The following is a 17,690-nucleotide window of genomic DNA, read 5'->3' as shown; positions in this document are numbered from 1 at the left end:
CCGAGGACTACCAGAAGTCGCAGGAGCGCAAGCGCGAAGCGGCGATGTCGAAGGTGCTGGCGGCGACGTTCGCGGGCGCGGTCACCGGTTTGCTGTCCCGTGGTGGACCTCGCGGCCGCCCAGCGCGCCCAGCTCCAGGATCACCGAGACGCTGTCGACGACCGCGCCGGCGTCTTCCAGGAGCTTGCCGGTCGCGGCCACCGTGCCGCCGGTGGCCAGGACGTCGTCCAGGACGGCGATCCGCTGCCCCGGCCGGACCACGCCGGCCGGGAGCTCGACCGTCGCCGTGCCGTACTCCAGCGCGTAGTCGACCCGGCCCGCCACCTGCGGGAGCTTGCCGGGCTTGCGGATCAGGACCACGCCGAGGCCGCGGGCGTACCCGACGGCCGCGGCGAGGAGGAACCCGCGGGCTTCCACGCCCGCGAGCGCCTCCACACCCGGTTCGAGCGTGTCCGCCAGCGCGTCGGTGACCGCCTTGAACGCGCCCGCGTCCGCGAAGAGCGGGCTCAGGTCGCGGAACAGCACGCCGGGCTCGGGGAAGTCCGGCACCTCGGCGATCAGGCCGAGTGCCTCGTCGAGCTCCACGTCAGCGCTTCCGCTTGCCCGCCGGGCGCTGCTTCTGGATCCGGGCGGGCAAGCTGGCCGCGGCCGCGTACGCCTTCTCCTTGCGCAGTTCCTTCGCGAGGGCGTCGTCGTCGGTCGCGTCGAAGTCCTCGTCGCCCGCCGCCTTGCGCGCCTGGCTGACGCGGCGCTGGCGGACGCGCTCGGCCTGCTGCTGGTACTTCGGGTCGCGCATCTTGAAGTCGACCAGCAGCGGGGTGGCCAGCGCGACCGAGGACAGCACGCCGACCAGGGTGCCGGTCAGCTGCACCAGCGCCAGGTCCTGCAGCGTGCCCGAGCCGAGCAGGATGTACCCGACGATCAGCAGGCCGAGGATCGGCAGCAGCGCGATGAACGCGGTGTTGAACGACCGCATCAGGGTCTGGTTCAGCGCCAGGTTCGCGGCCTCGCCGTACGTCCGGCGGGTCAGCCCGAGCAGGCCGCGCGTGTTCTCGCGGACCTTGTCGAACACCACCACCGTGTCGTAGAGCGAGAACCCGAGGATCGTCAGCAGGCCGATGACCGTCGCCGGGGTGACCTCGAAGCCGACCAGCGAGTACACGCCGGCCGTGACCAGGATGTCGTGCAGCAGCGAGATGAGCGCCGCCGCGGCCATCCGCGGGTCGAAGTAGATCGCCAGGAAGATGACGACCGCGACGAGGAACACGATGAGCGCGATCAGCGCCTTCTGCGAGATCTCGCCGCCCCACGACGCGCTCACCGCGCTGTCGCTGATGGCCTGGACGCTCGGCTGGCCGTTCGTGCCCTTCGGGCCCAGGTCCTGGAACAGGCCCTGCTTGACCTTCGCGACGTCGGCCGCGTCCAGCGCGTCGGTGCGGATCTGGATGGTCGACGCGGCGCCCGAGCCGACCTTCTGCGTCTCCGAGGCCGGACGGCCCAGCGCCTTCTGGAACGAGTCCTTGGCCTGCTCCTCGCTGATCACGCCGTGGATGCCGTTGGCCGGCATCTGGATCTGCGTGCCGCCCTCGAACTCGATGCCGATGTTGAAGCCGCGGAAGACCATCGACGCGAGGCAGATCAGCACCAGCGCGGCGAAGAACATGTACCAGCGCTTGCGCTTGCCGACGACGTCGAACGCGCCGGTGCCGACGTACAGCCGGTGGAAGACGCTTTCCTTCTTGCCGGGCTTGACCGCCGCCTTGGCGTTGCCCTCGGCGTCCGTGCCCACTTCTTCGACCCCCACGTCAGGCCTCCTTCACGTTCGCGCGGCCGACCGAGGTCGACTTCTTCCGCTGCGAACCCAGTTGCTGCACGGCGCCGAGGCCCAGGTGCCTCGGATTGGACAGGAACGCGTTCTTGGACGTGGACACCATGGCCACCAGCGGGTGCGTCACCAGGTACACGACGACGAGGTCGAGCACCGTGGACATGCCGAGGGTGAACGCGAAGCCCTGGACGTCGCCGACCGCGATGACGTACAGGATGGCCGCGGCCAGGAAGCTCACGCCGTCCGAGGCCAGGATGGTGCGCCGGGCGCGGACCCAGCCGCGCGGCACCGCGGACCGGAACGTCCGGCCCTCCCGGATTTCGTCCTTGAGCCGTTCGAAGTAGATGACGAACGAGTCCGCCGTGATCCCGATGGCGATGATCAGACCGGCGATGCCCGCGAGGTCCAGCGTGTAGCCGATCCAGCGGCCGAGCAGCACCAGCACGGCGAACACCAGCGCGCCGGACAGGGCCAGCGACAGGATGGTGAGCACGCCGAGCAGGCGGTAGTAGAAGAGGCAGTAGACGAACACGACCAGCAGGCCGATGCCGCCGGCGATCAGGCCGGCCTGCAGCGAGGCCAGGCCGAGGGTCGCCGACACCGTGGTCGCGTCCGAAGAGGCGAACGACAGCGGCAGCGAGCCGTACTTCAGGATGTCCGAGAGGTCTTTCGCCTCGGTCTGCGTGAACTTGCCGGTGATCTGGGTGTTGCCGTCGAGGATCGCGGCCTGGATGGCCGGTGCCGAGACGACCTGCGTGTCGAGCACGAACGCGGCCTGGGCCTGCTGGCTGACGTTCTTCGACGTGAAGTCCGCCCAGATCTTGGTGCCCTCGGCCTTGAAGCTGAGGTTCACGGCCCACTGGCCGCGCTGCTGGTCGTAGCCCGAGGTCGCGTCGGCGATCTCGGTGCCCGGCAGGAACTCCGGCTCCAGCAGGTACTTGTACGTGTCGTGGTCACCGCAGGCGACCAGCGGCAGCTTCGGGTCGTCGTTGCCCTCGAGGGGGTCCTTGGCGTTCGGCGAGCAGGTCAGCGACGCCATCGCCTTCGCGACGAGCTCCTGGTTGGCCTGGCCGTCGGCCCCGATCAGCTTCGGGTCCTGGCGCACCGCCTTCGCGGCCTGGATCTCCTTCGCCGTCTCGGCGTCGACCGAGCCGTCCGAAGGGGCCGGGGCCTGACTCGACGGCGGCGGCGTGGCGCTGCTGCTCGGCGGGGCCGGCGTGGTGCTCTGCTGCTGCGCGGGCGCGGCGGCGGCACCGCCACCACCGGCGGCCGGGCTGGAGGGCGGCGCGCTCGACGTCGCGGCCGGCGCGGAGCTGCTCGGCGCGCCGGGCTTCGGGGTGCCCGAGGTCGGCGTGCCGGTGGCCGGCGGCGGGTTCGTGGGCTGCGGCGGCACGACCGGCTGGGTCGCGTTCGCGACGACCTTCCGGAAGCCCAGCTTCGCGGTCTTGCCCAGGTTCTTCGCCTGGTCACCCTGCTCGCCGGGGACGGTGATGACGACGTTGTTGCCGTCGAGGAGGACCTCGGTGCCGCCGACGCCGATCCCGTTGACGCGCCGTTCGATGATCTGGCGCGCCTGGTTCAGGGACTCCCGCGTCGGCTGGCCGCCGTCGGGGGTGCGGGCGGTGAGCGTGACCCGGGTGCCGCCCTGCAGGTCGATGCCCAGCTTCGGGGTCGGCTTGTGGTTGCCGGTGAGGAACACCAGCGCGTACAGCACGATCACGATCAGGGCGAACAGGGCGAGATAGCGTCCCGGGCGGAGATGCCCGGCTGAAGCTGCCACGGTGCTTCGGTCTCCTCGGACGGGGTGGACCCCAACGTTGCGGTGCCCGCCCGGAGGGTTACCGGGAGGGACTGTGTGCGATTCACTCCCGGGCGCGGGTATGACGGCGGACACGCACGCAGCACCGAGACACTACTCGGTGCTGCGTGAGCCCGGCGTTGCAGGCCACACCGACTTTCGTCGGGGTTTTCGCCGCGTGCCCGGGAGCGAGCGCGGGGTTACTTCTTGCCGTGCTCCAGCGGCGGCGCCACCTGCGCGGTGGTCTGCGGCTCTTCGGTCTTGACGTCGGCGTCGGACTCGATGATCGACTCCTCGGCGGGGGCCGAGGCCTCGTCGGTGGTGTCCTCGTCGGTCTCGACGACCGGCTCGACCTTCTCGCGGACCGCGAGCCGCAGCCAGGTGGTGACGACGCCGGGCGCGATCTCGATGTCGATCGTGGTGTCACCGGACGTGTCCGCGACGGTGCCGTAGAGACCCGAAGTGGTCATCACGCGGTCACCGGGCGCCAGGCTGTTCTGCAGATCCTGCTGCGCGGCCTGCTGCTTCTTCTGCTTGCGCGTGCTCATGACCAGCGGCACCGCGAGGACGAGCACGAGCAGCAGGGGCAGCAATAGCTGTTGCATGTTTCTCCGTTCGACGGACTCTCGGGCCCAGCCGAAATGTCCGGTTTTTGGGTATGTGCTCCTGTCAAGTGTGCCAGGTACCAGCGCGGACGCCAGCACCCACCCGCCGGTTCCGCACCGCTCAGTCCTGCTCGAACGACGAGAGCCCGCCCGGGTCGGGGCGCCCCGGGTGGTCGGCGGGCGGCACCATGCCGAGGTGCTCCCAGGCAGCCGCCGTGGCGACCCGGCCCCGCGGGGTGCGGGCGAGCATACCGGCGCGCACGAGGTAGGGCTCACACACCTCTTCCACGGTCGTCGCCTCCTCCCCCACGGCCACCGCCAGCGTCGAAATACCCACCGGTCCGCCACCGAACGACCTGGTCAGCGCGGTGAGGACGGCGCGGTCGAGCCGGTCGAGGCCGAGTTCGTCGACGTCGTAGACGGCCAGCGCGGCGCGGGCGATCTCGACGGTCACCTTGCCGTCCGCGCGGACCTCGGCGTAGTCGCGGACGCGCCGCAGCAGCCGGTTCGCGATCCGGGGCGTGCCCCGCGAGCGGCCGGCGATCTCCTGGCAGCCGTCGCGGTCGATCGGGATGTCGAGGATCGTCGCCGCGCGGCGGACGACCAGCTCCAGCTCGGTGTCGGTGTAGAACTCCATCTGGCCGGTGAAGCCGAACCGGTCGCGCAGCGGCCCGGTCAGCGACCCCGACCGCGTGGTCGCCCCGACCAGCGTGAACGGCGCGATCTCCAGCGGGATGCTGGTGGCGCCCGGCCCCTTGCCCACGACGACGTCGACCCGGAAGTCCTCCATCGCCAGGTAGAGCATTTCCTCGGCCGGGCGGGCGATCCGGTGGATCTCGTCGATGAACAGGACGTCCCCGGGCGCGAGGTTCGACAGCATCGCGGCGAGGTCGCCGGCGCGTTCGAGCGCCGGGCCCGAGGTGATCCGGATGGCCGCGCCCAGCTCGGCGGCGACGATCATCGCCATCGACGTCTTGCCGAGCCCGGGCGGGCCGGACAGCAGGACGTGGTCGGGCGGCACGCCGCGGCGGCGCGCGCTCTCCAGCACCAGCTCCAGCTGTTCGCGCACGCGCGGCTGGCCGACGAACTCGTCGAGCTTGCGCGGCCGCAGCGTGCCCTCGACGGTCTCCTCGCCGGTCTGGGCCCACGCCGAGAGGGCTTCGTCTTCCTCCACGGCTTCATACTCCACGGCCGCGCCTACCGCTTCCGGCCGAGGGTGGCCAGCGAAGCGCGCAGCACGCTCGCCGTCGTGTGGCCGTCACCGTCGGCGAGGACCTTGTCGACGGCCTGCTCGGCCTGCTTGGCCGGGAACCCGAGCCCGGCCAGCGCCTCGACGACCTCGGCCCGCAGCGCGCCGGGCGCGGTGACCGCGGGCGCGTCGCCGGAGCCGAGCGCGGTGACCTTGTCGCGCAGTTCGAGGGTGAGCCGTTCGGCGCCCTTGCGGCCGATGCCGGGCACCGACGTGAGCACGGTGATGTTGCCTTCGACCAGCGCGCCGCGCAGCTTGTCGGGGTCGAGCACGGCGAGGGTGGCGAGCGCGAGCCGCGGCCCGATCCCGGACACCGTCTGCAGCAGCCCGAACAGCTCGCGCGCGTCGGCGTCGGCGAACCCGAACAGCGTCAGCGAGTCCTCGCGCACGACCAGCGCGGTGTGCAGCCGGGCTTCTTCGCCGCGGCGCAGGGTCGCCAGCGTCGCCGGGGTGGCCTGCACGGCGAAGCCGACTCCGCCGACCTCGACCACGACGTGGTCGAGGCCGACCGAGAGGACTTCTCCGCGTACCGACGAGATCATCGTGCTGCTCCTGGGTTCTTCGCTTGTTTCGCCGCGGCGGCGAGGCGGGCCTTGTGGGTGCGGGCCAGCTCGGCGGCGCGGGCTTCGGCCTCGGCCAGCCGCGCGCGCATCGGCTCCCGCCAGAGGTGGCAGATGGCCAGCGCGAGGGCGTCGGCGGCGTCGGCGGGGTGCGGCGCGACTTCGAGGTTGAGCAGCCGCATCACCATAGCGGTGACCTGCGCCTTGTCCGCGCGGCCCGACCCGCTGACGGCGGCCTTGACCTCGCTGGGCGTGTGGAACACGACGGGCAGGCCGCGGCGCGCGGCCGCGAGCGCGACCACCCCGCCCGCCTGCGCGGTGCCCATCGCCGTCCGCACGTTGTGCTGGGCGAAGACGCGCTCGACCGCGACGGCGGCCGGCTTGTACCTGTCCATCCAGCGTTCGACCTCGTCGGAGATGCCGAGCAGGCGGTGCGCCAGGTCGGCGTCGGGCGGGGTCCGCACGACGTCGACGGCGACGCAGCGGACGGCCCGGCCCTTGCCGCCGTCGACCACCCCCAGGCCGCACCTGGTCAGACCGGGGTCGACCCCGAGCACCCGCACCCGATTTCCCTCCGCCGCGAACATCCGTTCGAGTTGGCAGGCTACTGGGCGCGGGCTCCGGCAGGATGGGTGACATGCCGGAGCCGTCGGATTTCGTCACCCACCTGGGTCTTCAGCCGCTGCCCGTCGAAGGCGGGCGGTGGGCGCAGAGCTGGCGCTCGGAAACCGGGTCCGCGATCTACTACCTGCTCGTGGCGCCCGAGTTCTCCGCGCCGCACCGGCTGGACCGCGTCGAGGTGTACGCCCACCACGCGGGGGCGCCGGCCGCGATGCTGCTGCTGCACCCGGACGGCTCGGTCGAGCGGCCGGTGCTGGGAACCGACGTCGCCGCCGGCGAACGCCCGCAGGTGGTCGTGCCCGCCGGGACGTGGCAGGCGACCGTGACGCGCGGCGCGTGGAGCCTGCTGGGGACGGTCGTCGTGCCGCCCTACACCGACGACTGCGTGGAGTTCGCGGCCGCCGCGGACCTGGCGCTGCGATACCCGGAAGCCGCCGCCGACCTGCGGAAGTTCTAGGGACCGTCGACGCCGGGGGTCCAGCTTTCGGGGTCGCCGCTCCCGGTCAGCACCGGCTGCCACCGCGCGAAGCCCTCGGGCGCGTCCGGGTGCCAGGGGAACTTGCCCTCCGGCGTCGCGACGATCAGCTGCAGGGCCGGGAAGTCGCCGTCGGGGTAGATGAGGAACGCGGTGCCGAAGTACTCGGGGTAGTGCCCCTTGTCGACCCGCTCGAGCACGACCGGGACGCCGTCGAAGAAGTCGTCGTAGCGCTTGCCGACCTCGAAGATCTCACCGTTGGCCGCGCGGTCGACGTAGGCGTCGAGCAGGACGGCGCCCATGTGGTCGGGCAGCCCGACGACGACGGCCTCGGGCACGTTGTGCAGCGCCCACGCACAGGCGGTGAAGCAGTAGCCGGCCCCCTCGTCGTCCGCGGCGACGGTGACGACGGCGTTCCCGCGTTCCTTGGCCTGCCCCTCGATCCACTCGACGAGCTGCTGTTCGTCGGGGGTGAGTTCGGCGGCGAGGTCGGCGGAGGTGGCGGGGGTCGTCGAGGTCACGGCGCACATTCTGCCTGACGAGACCCCGAGAGCCCAGTGCCCGGGCCGGAAAGTTTCCGGCCCGGGCACGAAGGCGTTGCGGCGCTTGGGAAAACTCAGCCGACTTCGGCGAGCACCTCGTCCGACACGTCGAAGTTCGCGTACACGTTCTGGACGTCGTCGCAGTCCTCGAGGGCGTCGATCAGCTTGAAGACCTTCTTCGCGCCGTCGGCGTCCAGGGGGACGCTGACCGACGGGAGGAACGTCAGCTCCGCCGACTCGTATTCGAAGCCCGCTTCCTGCAGCGCCTTGCGCACCGGGACCAGGTCGCCGCCCTCGGAGACGATCTCGAAGCTCTCGTCGAGGTCGTTGACCTCTTCGGCACCCGCGTCGAGGACCGCCATCAGGACGTCGTCCTCGGACGCGTCGCCCTTGGGCATGATCACGACACCCTTGCGGGTGAACATGTAGGCGACCGAGCCCGGGTCGGCGAGGGAGCCGTTGTTGCGCGTGAGCGCGGTGCGGACCTCCATCGCGGCGCGGTTCTTGTTGTCGGTGAGGCACTCGATCAGCACCGCCACGCCGTTGGGGCCGTAGCCCTCGTACGTGATGTTCTGCCAGTCGGCGCCGCCCGCCTCTTCGCCGGCGCCGCGCTTGCGGGCGCGCTCGATGTTGTCCTGCGGGACCGAGTTCTTCTTCGCCTTCTGGATGGCGTCGTAGAGCGTGGGGTTGCCATCCGGGTCGCCACCACCGGTGCCCGTGCGGGCGGCCACCTCGATGTTCTTGATCAACCGCGCGAAGAGCTTGCCGCGCTTCGCGTCGAGGTTGGCCTTCTTGTGCTTCGTGGTGGCCCACTTGGAGTGGCCGCTCATCTCTCCTCCATCTGTTCCGTACCCCGGCCGGGCACCGCGTCTCAGGCTGCCTTCCGCACGAGGTCGACGAACAGCCGGTGCACCCGCACGTCGGGCGTCAGTTCCGGGTGGAACGCGGTCGCCAGCACCGCCCCTTGCCGGACCGCGACGATCCTAGCGGCTTCCTCCGCCACGCCGGGCACGCCGCTGACCGTGGCCAGCACCTCGACGCCGTCCCCGGCCTTCTCGACCCACGGGGCCCGGATGAAAACGGCGTGCACTCCTTCGTCGATCCCGGCGAAGTCGAGGTCGGCCTCGAAGGAGTCGACCTGCCTGCCGAAGGCGTTGCGCCGGACGACGACGTCGAGGCCGCCGAGCTGCTGCTGGTCGGGCCGCCCGTCGAGGGTCTGGCGCGCCAGCAGGATCATCCCCGCGCACGAGCCGAAGGCGGGCATGCCCTCGGCGATCCGCGCGCGCAGCGGCTCGAGCAGCTCGAACGTCTCGAGCAGCCGCGACATCGTGGTCGACTCGCCACCGGGCAGCACCAGACCGTCCACTTCGGACAGTTCCGTGGCGCGGCGCACGGGCACGGCCCGCGCCCCCGCTTCGGCCAGCATCGCGACGTGCTCGCGCACGGCACCCTGCATGGCGAGCACACCGACGACCGGTTCCGACACCCGACCTCCCGAAAGACCTTCCCACCAGCCTAGACGCACGCGCTCCCCGCCTCCACGGCAGGTCAGCCCCGGTCCGCGAACGTCATGAAAGGGTCGTTCACCGCGTCCGGTGACAGGAAAGAGTCGTTCACGTCATAGGTGCGCGGCTCAGGGGATCCCGGCCAGCCTCAGCAGGGCCGCCGTCGCCGCGGCCGCGACGACCACCAGCGCGAACGGCGCCTTCCGCCACGCCAGCACGCCCGCCACCAGCACCCCGGCCGGCCGCGCGAAGCCCGCGAAGCCGTGCCCCTCGGTCAGCGCGCTGACCGCGACGAGCGCCGCCAGCAGCACCACCGCGGCCAGCGCCATCAGCCGCTGGGCCTTCGGCGACAGCTTCACCCGGCTGCGCAGCACCGGGCCGGCGAACCGGAAGGCGAACGTCCCCAGCGCCAGCACCACCGTGCCGGTCAGCAGCTCCACGCCGTCCATCAGCGCGCCTCCTGCAGCTCGGGCTCTTTGGCCGCGACGCCCACCAGGACCCCCGCGAGCGCCAGCAGCACCGGCAGCCCGGCGGGCAGGAACGGCGTCGCGGCCAGCGCGACCACCACCCCGGTCAACACCGGCAGCCGCGCCGCCCGGTCGCGCAACGCCGGGAGCACCAGCGCCAGCAGCACCGCCGGGAACGCCGCGTCGAGGCCGAAGACGTCGGTGTCGCTGATCGCCTGACCCGCGAAGGCCCCCGCGACGACGCCGACGTTCCAGCAGGCGAACAGGCCGATCCCGCAGGCCCAGTACGCCGCGCGGCGCTGGTGCGCCTCGCGCTGGGCCAGCGCGAACGCGACCGATTCGTCGATCATCAGGTGACTGCCGACCAGCCGGGAGGGCCACCGCTTGCCCAGGACGTCACCGATCGCGAACCCGAACGGCAGGTGCCGCGCGTTGGCCAGCAACCCGGCGAGCACGGCGGCGAAGGGGTTGCCGCCGGCCGCCACGATCCCGACGAACATGAATTGGGACGCGCCGGCGAACACCAGCAGCGACATCAGCATGGGCAGCCACAAGGGGAACCCGGAACTCACCGCGATGGCACCGTAGGACACACCCACGAGACAATCGGCGGCGCAGACCAGGCCGATGTCCCGGGCGAGGCCCCGGTCGAGTGTTCGCCAGATCGAACGCATGTGTTCTATAGTGAACACTCGGACCGACGTTCGTCAAGGCGAACAAAAAGACCGATGGAGCGAACGGAATGGCACCACCCCCCACGGGCGCACCCCTCGACATCATCGCGGCGTCGCTGCGCCGCGAACGCACCCGCGCCGGCCTCTCCCTGACCGAGGTGGCGAAGCGCGCGGGCTTGGCGAAGTCGACGCTGTCGCAGCTCGAGTCCGGCACGGGCAACCCGAGCGTCGAGACGCTGTGGGCCCTCGGCGTGGCCCTCGACGTCCCGTTTTCGCGACTGGTCGAGCCGGAGCGGCCGAAGGTCCGGGTGGTCCGCGCGGGCAAGGGCCCGACGGTGTTCGCCGAACACGCCGACTACGCGTGCACCCTGCTATCGGCGTGCCCGACGGGCGCCCGCCGCGACATCTACATCGTCCGCGGCGAGCCGGGCACCCCGCGCCGCTCCGACCCGCACATGACGGGGGTGGTCGAGCACATCGTCCTCTGCGCGGGCCGGGCGCGGGTGGGCGTTTTGGACGAGCCGGAGGAGCTGCTGCCCGGGGACTACATCTCTTATCCGGGCGATGTGCCGCACATCTTCGAGGCTCTGGAGCCGGGTACTTACGGGGTGGAGATTTCGGAGTACGTCTGAGCCGGCACTGTGCTGCGGTTGGGGGATGTTTCGGGCGCGGATCTGTTCATGCCGACTGCGGCGACAGCCTGACCGGTTTCATGCGGCGCGTCACCGAAGCCACGCACGTGCTCCTGGTAGTCGACGAAAACTACGGTGAACGGGCGGATACTTCGCCGGATTCCGGCGTCACGCAGAGAATCGCTGGATCTCCGAGGTCTGCGGCGACCTCTCGGTGCTGTTCAAGGGCAACCCCGGGAAACAGCTTCCCGCCTGGCTCGCAGACAAGGAACCCAAGGGGTTCCCCTTCAACCGCGATGAGCCGAACGTCGATGACTTTCCCGGCTCAGAACAGATTGAGGACCTCTGGCGCTGGGTCGGTGGACTGCCGGCGAACCGCGACAGCGAGACGCCGATCGCCACCTTGCGCGAGCGTGCGGCGCGCCTCGAGAGACAGGCACTGAAGGGCGAGCCCTCTCAGTACCGGAGCCCAGCACTGAGGGGACAGACCCGCTTCAGGTTCGCAGACGCGCCCGAGCCGGTGTTCCGCTGGGGCCTGGGTATCGCTGAATTCGCCCTTGAAGTCAGCCAGTGCGGGGCCGACTCGATCTATGTGTACAGCGATCCGATCAAGGCCGTAGGGGTCGTCAGATCCGAGGAATGCGACGACTCGGACTTGGAACAGCACCTCACACCCGGACGTACTGTCGTTGCCCGAGTCGGGCAGATCGTGGTCCTCATGAATGAGCACGGCAGGCTCGCCGTGGTCGAGATCCTCGAGGTGCAGCAAGAGCAGACCCAAGGCCCCTACATCGCTCCGCACGTCACCTTCAACTGGCGAGTCGTCGAGACCTCGTAACAGCGAGAAGCCCCGCAGCCGACCGGCCGCGGGGCTTCTCCGAACGTCAATCAGGAAGTGCACTCACCAGCCGCGTTCGGCCAAGCGGTGGGGCTCCGCCAGCTCCTCCACGTTGATCCCCACCATCGCCTCGCCCAGTCCGCGCGAAACCTTCGCCAGCACGTCCGGGTCGTCGTAGAACGTCGTCGCCTTCACGATCGCCTCCGCGCGCTGGGCCGGGTTGCCGGACTTGAAGATCCCCGAGCCGACGAACACGCCCTCCGCGCCCAGCTGCATCATCATCGCCGCGTCGGCCGGGGTCGCGATCCCGCCCGCCGTGAACAGCACCACCGGGAGCTTGCCCGCCTGTGCCACCTCCCGGACCAGCTCGAACGGGGCCTGCAGCTCCTTGGCCGCGACGAACAGCTCGTCCTCCGGCAGGGACTGGAGACGACGGAGCTCGCCGCGGATCTTGCGCATGTGGGTGGTCGCGTTGGAGACGTCGCCGGTGCCCGCCTCGCCCTTGGAGCGGATCATCGCCGCGCCCTCGGTGATGCGGCGCAGGGCCTCGCCGAGGTTGGTCGCGCCGCAGACGAAGGGGACCGTGAAAGCCCACTTGTCGATGTGGTTCGCGTAGTCGGCCGGGGTGAGGACCTCGGACTCGTCGATGTAGTCGACGCCCAGGGACTGCAGGACCTGCGCCTCGACGAAGTGGCCGATGCGGGCCTTCGCCATGACCGGGATCGAGACGGCCTCGATGATGCCGTCGATCAGGTCGGGGTCGCTCATCCGGGCGACGCCGCCCTGGGCGCGGATGTCGGCGGGCACGCGCTCGAGGGCCATCACCGCGACCGCGCCGGCGTCTTCGGCGATCTTGGCCTGGTCGGCGGTGACCACGTCCATGATCACGCCGCCCTTGAGCATCTCGGCCATGCCGCGCTTCACCTTGGCGGTGCCGGTGACGGACTGGACGGTGGTCTGCTGCTCGGACACGACTGCGCCTTTCCACAAGAAGAACAGAGGGTGACGAATCCGAGGGTAGGTCGGCGGTGGACCCTTCAGGCAGGCCAGTGCGCGGCTATCTCAGCAGTCCACTTCCGGCACGCCGCCGACCAGGACTTCCGCCGCCCGGGTGCGTGCGTAGAGCACGTGACGTCCGGCACGGTGCCCGCTGACCAGGCCCGCGGCCTTCAACGCGCTTAGGTGCTGCGACACCGCGCCGGCGGTCAGCCCGGTCCGGCGGGCCAGTTCCGCGGTGGACGCCGGCGCGGCGAGCTCGGTCAGCAGCATCGCCCGGCCGCGGCCCACGACCCGGGCCAGCGCCGCGGGCGCGGCGGCCGTGCCGGTCTCCCACAGCGTCGCGATCCCCCGTGGCGGGTAGCGCAGCACCGGCTGCCAGCGCGGGTCGGTCTTGGAGAACACCCGCGGCCAGACGAACGCCGACGGCACGAGCACCAGACCGCGCCCGTCCAGCGGCACCGCGGCGTGCAGGTGCCGGTGCGCGACCGTGAGCGTGCCGCCCTCCCAGCGGACCAGCGGGGTGAGGTCGTTGAACAGCTCGGCGGCCCCGCCCTGGGCGAGCAGCCGCGACCGGTGCAGCACGTCGGCCTCGAGCAGCGCCCGGATCCGCGGCCAGTCGGGTGCCAGCACGAGGTCCCAGTACCGCTCCATCACCGTCGCGAGCCGCTCGAGGCCGGCTTCGGGGTCGCGGTGGAAGCGGTTCAGCGCCGTCGACCGCGGCCCGGCCATCGCGTCCAGCTCGCGCCGGACGAGGCGGGCGGGGACGTCGCGCAGGTCGGCGAGCTCGTCGGCCAGCTCGGGCAGGGGCGTCGCCGGCGTGCCGGCCAGGAAGCCGGGCAGGTGCCGCAACGGGACGAGGTCGCGCAGCAGCCCGATGTCCAGCCCGGCCTCGCCGAGCGCCGCGGTGGCGCGCTTGACCCACGGCAGGTGCAGCGCGTGCGCGCCCGGCTGGTTGAGGACGCGGACGCTCGCGACGATCTCCCACGCCGGGGAGAACGCGAACCGGGTGTGCGCCAGGTCCTCAGTGGAGAATGCCAGATCGAGCACGCGCTGCCTCTCTGCCGAAATTCCGCGCGGTGAGGCTTGTTCAGCCGTCGCCTCAGTCTAAGTCGCTCCGATGTGGACGGTCGAGCGGGGCTCCGAAAGTCCTTGCGGGAAAGCGAAAATTCCTCGCGGGTCGTACTTCCGGGCGACGGCGCGCAGCCTGGGCAGGTTCACCCCGTAGTACGCCTCGGCCCAGTCCGGCATCTCCGGGTCGAGGTAGTTGACGTACCCGGTGGTGCCGAACTCCGGCCCGAGCCCGTCGCGCACCGCGGCGAGCGCCCGCCGCGCTCCCGCTTCGCCGCCGTCGGCGGGCGCCGCGCCGTGCAGGAACTGGAAGCTGGCCAGTGCGCAGCGGTGCGGGAACGCCGTCTCGCGCGCGCCGACGCGGGCGATCGCGCCCCCGGCGGAGTCGATGAGCGTGCCCACCTTCGGGTCGGCGACCAGCAGCTCGACGACCGCGGCCGGATCGGTGACCGGCCGCAGCAGCATCCGCGACGTCCCGACGTACGCCGCCCGCGCCGCGGCCGCCCCCGGCCGGGCTTCCGGCTCGTCGAACGACCGCATCGCGCTCACGTGGTCGAGCACGCGCGCGCCCCGCTCGGCGGGTGGCGTGCCGACGCGGCGGACCAGGTCGTCGAGCAGCTCCTTCAGCCGGGCTTCGGTGCCGAGGAACGTGCCGCTCGCGTTCGCGGTGACCGCGTCGATGTTGACCCCGCACCACAGCTCGTCCGGCTGCGCGGGCAGCCAGTCCTGCCACGCGGCGAACAGCGCGGTCTGCGTGCCGTCCGGGAAGGTGAGCTCGAAGGTGGCGACGTCGGCGATCGGGACGGTCCGGAAGGTGAACCCGGTGACGATCCCGAAGTTGCCGCCGCCCCCGCCGCGCAGCGCCCAGAACAGATCCGGCTCCGCCGAGCGCGACACCGTGCGCGCCCGGCCGTCGGCGGTGACGATCCGCGCGGCCTCCAGGTGGTCGCACGTCAGCCCGTACGCGCGGTCGAGCAGGCCGACGCCGCCGCCGAGGGCGAGCCCGGCGATGCCCACCGTGTCGCAGCTGCCCGCCGGGAGCACCCGCCCGGCCGCGGCGAGCGTCGTGGCGATCGGGCCCAGCCGGGCACCGGCGCCGATCACCGCGCGGCCGTCCGGGCGCACCTCGACGCCCGAAAACCGGCTCAGGTCCACGACGATCCCGCCGTCCACTGTGGAATAGCCGGGGTAGCTGTGCCCGCCGCCGCGGGCCGCGACCGGCAGCCCGTGCCGCGCCGCGAAACCGAGGGCCGCCTGGACGTCTTCGACGCGCGCGGCCCCCACCACCGCGGCGGGCATCCGGTCGTCGTACATCGTGAAGAAACCCTGCTTGGCCTCGGTGTACCCCGGGTCGGCCTGCCGGAACAACGGCCCCGAGAGCCGCTTGCGCAGCCGCTCCCAGTCGTCCGGCGGCGGCCACCCGGCCAGCCCCGCCACCGGTACCGCTCCGGAAACCCGCAAGAAAGTCCGCCTGTCCACGTCACTCCCCCTGCCCCGTGTCCCCCCGGGCATTCGGCTGGTCCCGGGAGCCCTGCCTTGCCGTGACCAGGGTAGCGGGTGTGTGATCGAGGACACATCCCGTACACCAGCCGTTCGCCGAGGAGTCGTCATGGCAGACAGACAAGCCAAGAACGCCGACACCGGGGCCGCCGTCGCTGTGGACGACCCCGCGAAGGTCCGCAACGTCGTGCTCGTCGGCCCGTCCGGCTCGGGGAAGACGACCCTCACCGAGGCCCTGCTCGCCGCCTCCGGCACGGTGCCGCGCGCGGGTTCGGTCGTCGACGGGACCACGGTGTGCGACCACGACCCCGCGGCGGTCCGCCAGCAGCGCTCGGTCGGCCTCTCGGTGGCCCCGGTGCTGCACCAGGGCCACAAGATCAACCTGATCGACACGCCGGGGTACGCGGACTTCGTCGGGGAGCTGCGGGCCGGGCTGCGCGCGGCCGACGCGGCGCTGTTCGTCGTCTGCGCCGCCGAAGGGGTGGACGCGGCGACGGTCGCGGTGTGGGAGGAGTGCGCCGCGGTCGGGATGCCGCGCGCGGTCGTCGTCTCCCGGCTCGACCACCACCGGGCCGACGCGATGGCCGAGATCGCCGCCTGCCGGGCCGCGTTCGGCGACGGCGTGCTGCCGCTCTACTTGCCCGCGGGCAACGGCCTGGTCGGGCTGATCACCCAGCGGTACTTCGACTACACCGGCGGGCCGCCGCCGAAGCCCGGCGAGCCCGACCCGGCCGAGCTCGAGCGGATGGCCGAGGCCCGCAACGAGCTCATCGAAGGGATCATCGCCGAGAGCGAGGACGAGTCCTTGATGGACCGCTACCTCGCCGGGGAGGAGATCTCCGAGGACGTCCTGATCTCCGACCTCGAAACCGCCGTCGCACGCGGCTCCTTCCACCCCGTCATCCCGGTCTGCTCGACCAGCGGGATCGGCCTGACCGAGGTGCTCGACGGGATCGTCCGCGCGTTCCCCTCACCGCTGGAGCACAAGCCGCCCGACGTCACCACGCCGGACGGCGGGACGCACGCCGCCCTCTCCGCCGACCCCGCGGGCCCCCTCGCCGCGGAGGTCGTCCGGACGGCGGTCGACTCCTACGTCGGCCGGGTGTCGCTGGTCCGGGTGTTCTCCGGGACGCTGCGCCCCGAGCGCCCGGTGCACGTGTCCGGGCACGGTCTCGCCGAACGCGGCCACGAGGACCACGACGCCGACGAGCGCGTCGCGCACCTCTACTCCCCGCTCGGCGCGAACCTGCGGGAAGTGCCCTTCTGCGTCGCGGGCGACCTGTGCGCGCTGACGAAGGTCGGCTCGGCCGAGACCGGGGACACCGTCTCCTCCCCGGACGACCCGCTGCTGATGGAGCCGTGGGCGATGCCGGAGCCGCTGCTGCCGGTGGCGGTGGTCGCGAAGACCCGCAGCGACGAGGACACCCTCGCCCGCAACCTCTCCCGGCTGGTCGCCGGCGACCCGACGCTGCGGCTGGACCGCAACGCCGAAACCGCCCAGCTGGTGCTGTGGTGCATGGGTGAGGCCCACGCCGACGTCGTGCTCTCCCGGCTGCGCGCGGGCGGCGCGGACGTCGACACCGAACCGGTGAAGGTCAGCCTGCGCGCGACGTTCGCCAAGCCGGCCAAGGGACACGGGCGGCACGTCAAGCAGTCCGGCGGGCACGGCCAGTTCGCCGTCTGCGACATCGAGGTCGAGCCGCTCCCCCGCGGCGGCGGGTTCCAGTTCGTCGACAAGGTCGTGGGTGGTTCGGTGCCCCACCAGTTCATCCCGAGCGTGGAGAAGGGCGTGCGGGCCCAGCTGCAGCGCGGGCTGGCCGACGGGCACCCGGTGGTCGACGTCAAGGTGACGCTGGTCGACGGCAAGGCGCACAGCGTCGACTCCTCGGACGCGGCGTTCCAGACGGCCGGCGCGCTGGCCCTGCGGGAGGCGGCGGCGAACGGGCACATCACCATGCTCGAGCCGTTGGAGGAGGTGGCGATCCGGCTCCCGGACGAGCACCTCGGCACGGTGCTGGGCGACCTGTCGTCCCGGCGCGGCCGGGTGCTGGGCACCGAAGCCGGCGACGGCGGCCGGACGGTGATCCGGGCCGAAGTCCCGGCGACGGAACTGCTGCGGTACCTGATCGACCTGCGCTCGATGACGTCGGGCACGGCGTCGTTCACCCGCCGCCACGCCCGCTTCGAGCCGATGCCGGAAGGGATGGCGGTCCACTGAACGCCGCGCCCCGGGTCGTGAGTGCCGAGGTCGCGCGGCTGGCCCGTGAGCACCGGCCCAAGCTGATCATCGCCGGCTGGTCCGCGTACCCCCGGCACTTGGACTTCGCCC

19 protein-coding genes are annotated in these 17,690 nt (G+C 71.8%); 4 read left to right on the top strand and 15 right to left on the bottom strand.

Translation table 11 applies throughout. The annotated features are described in order from the left end of the window. Nucleotides 1-81: 81 nt before the first annotated feature. The 7 genes from AB0B33_RS46485 to ruvC all read right to left on the bottom strand — a co-directional run bounded on the left by AB0B33_RS46485 (nt 82) and on the right by ruvC (nt 6,603). Nucleotides 82-585, bottom strand: coding sequence for an adenine phosphoribosyltransferase (locus tag AB0B33_RS46485; RefSeq protein WP_360784556.1), 504 nt, complete (start codon nt 583-585; stop codon nt 82-84). A 1-nt stretch (nt 586) separates the two neighbouring features. Then, complete coding sequence (gene secF / locus AB0B33_RS46480; RefSeq protein WP_360784553.1) at nt 587-1,804, bottom strand: protein translocase subunit SecF; 1,218 nt, start codon at nt 1,802-1,804, stop codon at nt 587-589. Nucleotide 1,805: 1 nt separating this feature from the next. Then, a complete protein-coding gene (gene secD, locus AB0B33_RS46475; RefSeq protein ID WP_360784550.1) occupies nt 1,806-3,608 on the bottom strand; it encodes a protein translocase subunit SecD in 1,803 nt (600 codons plus the stop codon). Nucleotides 3,609-3,826: 218 nt separating this feature from the next. Beyond that, a complete protein-coding gene (gene yajC / locus AB0B33_RS46470) occupies nt 3,827-4,231 on the bottom strand; it encodes a preprotein translocase subunit YajC (protein WP_360784547.1) in 405 nt (134 codons plus the stop codon). Nucleotides 4,232-4,352: 121 nt separating this feature from the next. After that, entirely contained in the window at nt 4,353-5,420 is a 1,068-nt protein-coding gene (gene ruvB, locus AB0B33_RS46465) for a Holliday junction branch migration DNA helicase RuvB (RefSeq protein WP_247023920.1), read from the bottom strand. An 8-nt stretch (nt 5,421-5,428) separates the two neighbouring features. Next, nucleotides 5,429-6,022: a Holliday junction branch migration protein RuvA gene (gene ruvA / locus AB0B33_RS46460; RefSeq protein WP_360784543.1), complete on the bottom strand. Its 594-nt coding sequence runs from the start codon at nt 6,020-6,022 to the stop codon at nt 5,429-5,431. Then, nucleotides 6,019-6,603: a crossover junction endodeoxyribonuclease RuvC gene (ruvC, locus tag AB0B33_RS46455; RefSeq protein ID WP_360784540.1), complete on the bottom strand. Its 585-nt coding sequence runs from the start codon at nt 6,601-6,603 to the stop codon at nt 6,019-6,021. Before ruvC ends, ruvA begins: the two co-directional genes overlap by 4 nt. 74 nt (nt 6,604-6,677) lie before the next feature. On the opposite strand from ruvC, the gene AB0B33_RS46450 reads away from it, so the two are divergent. Continuing rightward, on the top strand, nt 6,678-7,118 hold the full coding sequence (locus AB0B33_RS46450; RefSeq protein WP_247023923.1) for a cupin domain-containing protein: 441 nt from the start codon (nt 6,678-6,680) through the stop codon (nt 7,116-7,118). Here AB0B33_RS46450 and AB0B33_RS46445 read toward each other — a convergent pair. From AB0B33_RS46445 to AB0B33_RS46425, 5 genes are all read right to left on the bottom strand, one after another. Then, nucleotides 7,115-7,666: a DUF4262 domain-containing protein gene (locus AB0B33_RS46445; RefSeq protein ID WP_247023924.1), complete on the bottom strand. Its 552-nt coding sequence runs from the start codon at nt 7,664-7,666 to the stop codon at nt 7,115-7,117. The two genes, AB0B33_RS46450 and AB0B33_RS46445, sit on opposite strands and share 4 nt — an antisense overlap. Before the next feature lie 86 nt (nt 7,667-7,752). Next, nucleotides 7,753-8,508, bottom strand: a complete 756-nt coding sequence (locus AB0B33_RS46440; RefSeq protein ID WP_155549612.1) for a YebC/PmpR family DNA-binding transcriptional regulator — start codon at nt 8,506-8,508, stop codon at nt 7,753-7,755. A 41-nt stretch (nt 8,509-8,549) separates the two neighbouring features. Beyond that, on the bottom strand, nt 8,550-9,164 hold the full coding sequence (gene pdxT, locus AB0B33_RS46435; RefSeq protein ID WP_360784535.1) for a pyridoxal 5'-phosphate synthase glutaminase subunit PdxT: 615 nt from the start codon (nt 9,162-9,164) through the stop codon (nt 8,550-8,552). 147 nt (nt 9,165-9,311) lie between these two features. Further along, nucleotides 9,312-9,632 (bottom strand): AzlD domain-containing protein, encoded by a 321-nt coding sequence (locus tag AB0B33_RS46430; protein ID WP_360784532.1) that lies wholly within the window; start codon nt 9,630-9,632, stop codon nt 9,312-9,314. After that, on the bottom strand, nt 9,632-10,324 hold the full coding sequence (locus AB0B33_RS46425; protein WP_360784529.1) for an AzlC family ABC transporter permease: 693 nt from the start codon (nt 10,322-10,324) through the stop codon (nt 9,632-9,634). The genes AB0B33_RS46430 and AB0B33_RS46425 overlap by 1 nt, the downstream gene beginning before the upstream one ends. Nucleotides 10,325-10,392: 68 nt before the next feature. Between AB0B33_RS46425 and AB0B33_RS46420 the strand changes: the two genes are divergently transcribed. Together AB0B33_RS46420 and AB0B33_RS46415 are read left to right on the top strand one after the other, a co-directional pair. Then, a complete protein-coding gene (locus AB0B33_RS46420; RefSeq protein ID WP_247023927.1) occupies nt 10,393-10,956 on the top strand; it encodes an XRE family transcriptional regulator in 564 nt (187 codons plus the stop codon). 214 nt (nt 10,957-11,170) lie between these two features. Then, nucleotides 11,171-11,794 (top strand): hypothetical protein, encoded by a 624-nt coding sequence (locus tag AB0B33_RS46415; protein WP_360784526.1) that lies wholly within the window; start codon nt 11,171-11,173, stop codon nt 11,792-11,794. A 63-nt stretch (nt 11,795-11,857) separates the two neighbouring features. On the opposite strand, the gene pdxS is transcribed toward AB0B33_RS46415, so the two are convergent. The 3 genes from pdxS to AB0B33_RS46400 all read right to left on the bottom strand — a co-directional run bounded on the left by pdxS (nt 11,858) and on the right by AB0B33_RS46400 (nt 15,340). Continuing rightward, nucleotides 11,858-12,766, bottom strand: a complete 909-nt coding sequence (gene pdxS / locus AB0B33_RS46410) for a pyridoxal 5'-phosphate synthase lyase subunit PdxS (RefSeq protein ID WP_281506306.1) — start codon at nt 12,764-12,766, stop codon at nt 11,858-11,860. A gap of 90 nt (nt 12,767-12,856) precedes the next feature. Next, nucleotides 12,857-13,840, bottom strand: coding sequence for a DUF5937 family protein (locus AB0B33_RS46405; protein WP_360784523.1), 984 nt, complete (start codon nt 13,838-13,840; stop codon nt 12,857-12,859). 57 nt (nt 13,841-13,897) lie between these two features. Then, nucleotides 13,898-15,340: an FAD-binding oxidoreductase gene (locus AB0B33_RS46400; RefSeq protein WP_360784520.1), complete on the bottom strand. Its 1,443-nt coding sequence runs from the start codon at nt 15,338-15,340 to the stop codon at nt 13,898-13,900. A gap of 130 nt (nt 15,341-15,470) precedes the next feature. Here AB0B33_RS46400 and AB0B33_RS46395 point away from each other — a divergent pair, with 130 nt between their 5' ends. Beyond that, nucleotides 15,471-17,579 (top strand): elongation factor G-like protein EF-G2, encoded by a 2,109-nt coding sequence (locus AB0B33_RS46395; protein WP_360784518.1) that lies wholly within the window; start codon nt 15,471-15,473, stop codon nt 17,577-17,579. Nucleotides 17,580-17,690: the final 111 nt, after the last annotated feature.

This window comes from Amycolatopsis sp. NPDC049159 (assembly GCF_040648295.1).
Taxonomy (GTDB): Bacteria; Actinomycetota; Actinomycetes; order Mycobacteriales; family Pseudonocardiaceae; genus Amycolatopsis; species Amycolatopsis pretoriensis_A.
This window is presented reverse-complemented; position numbering and strand designations above follow the sequence as displayed.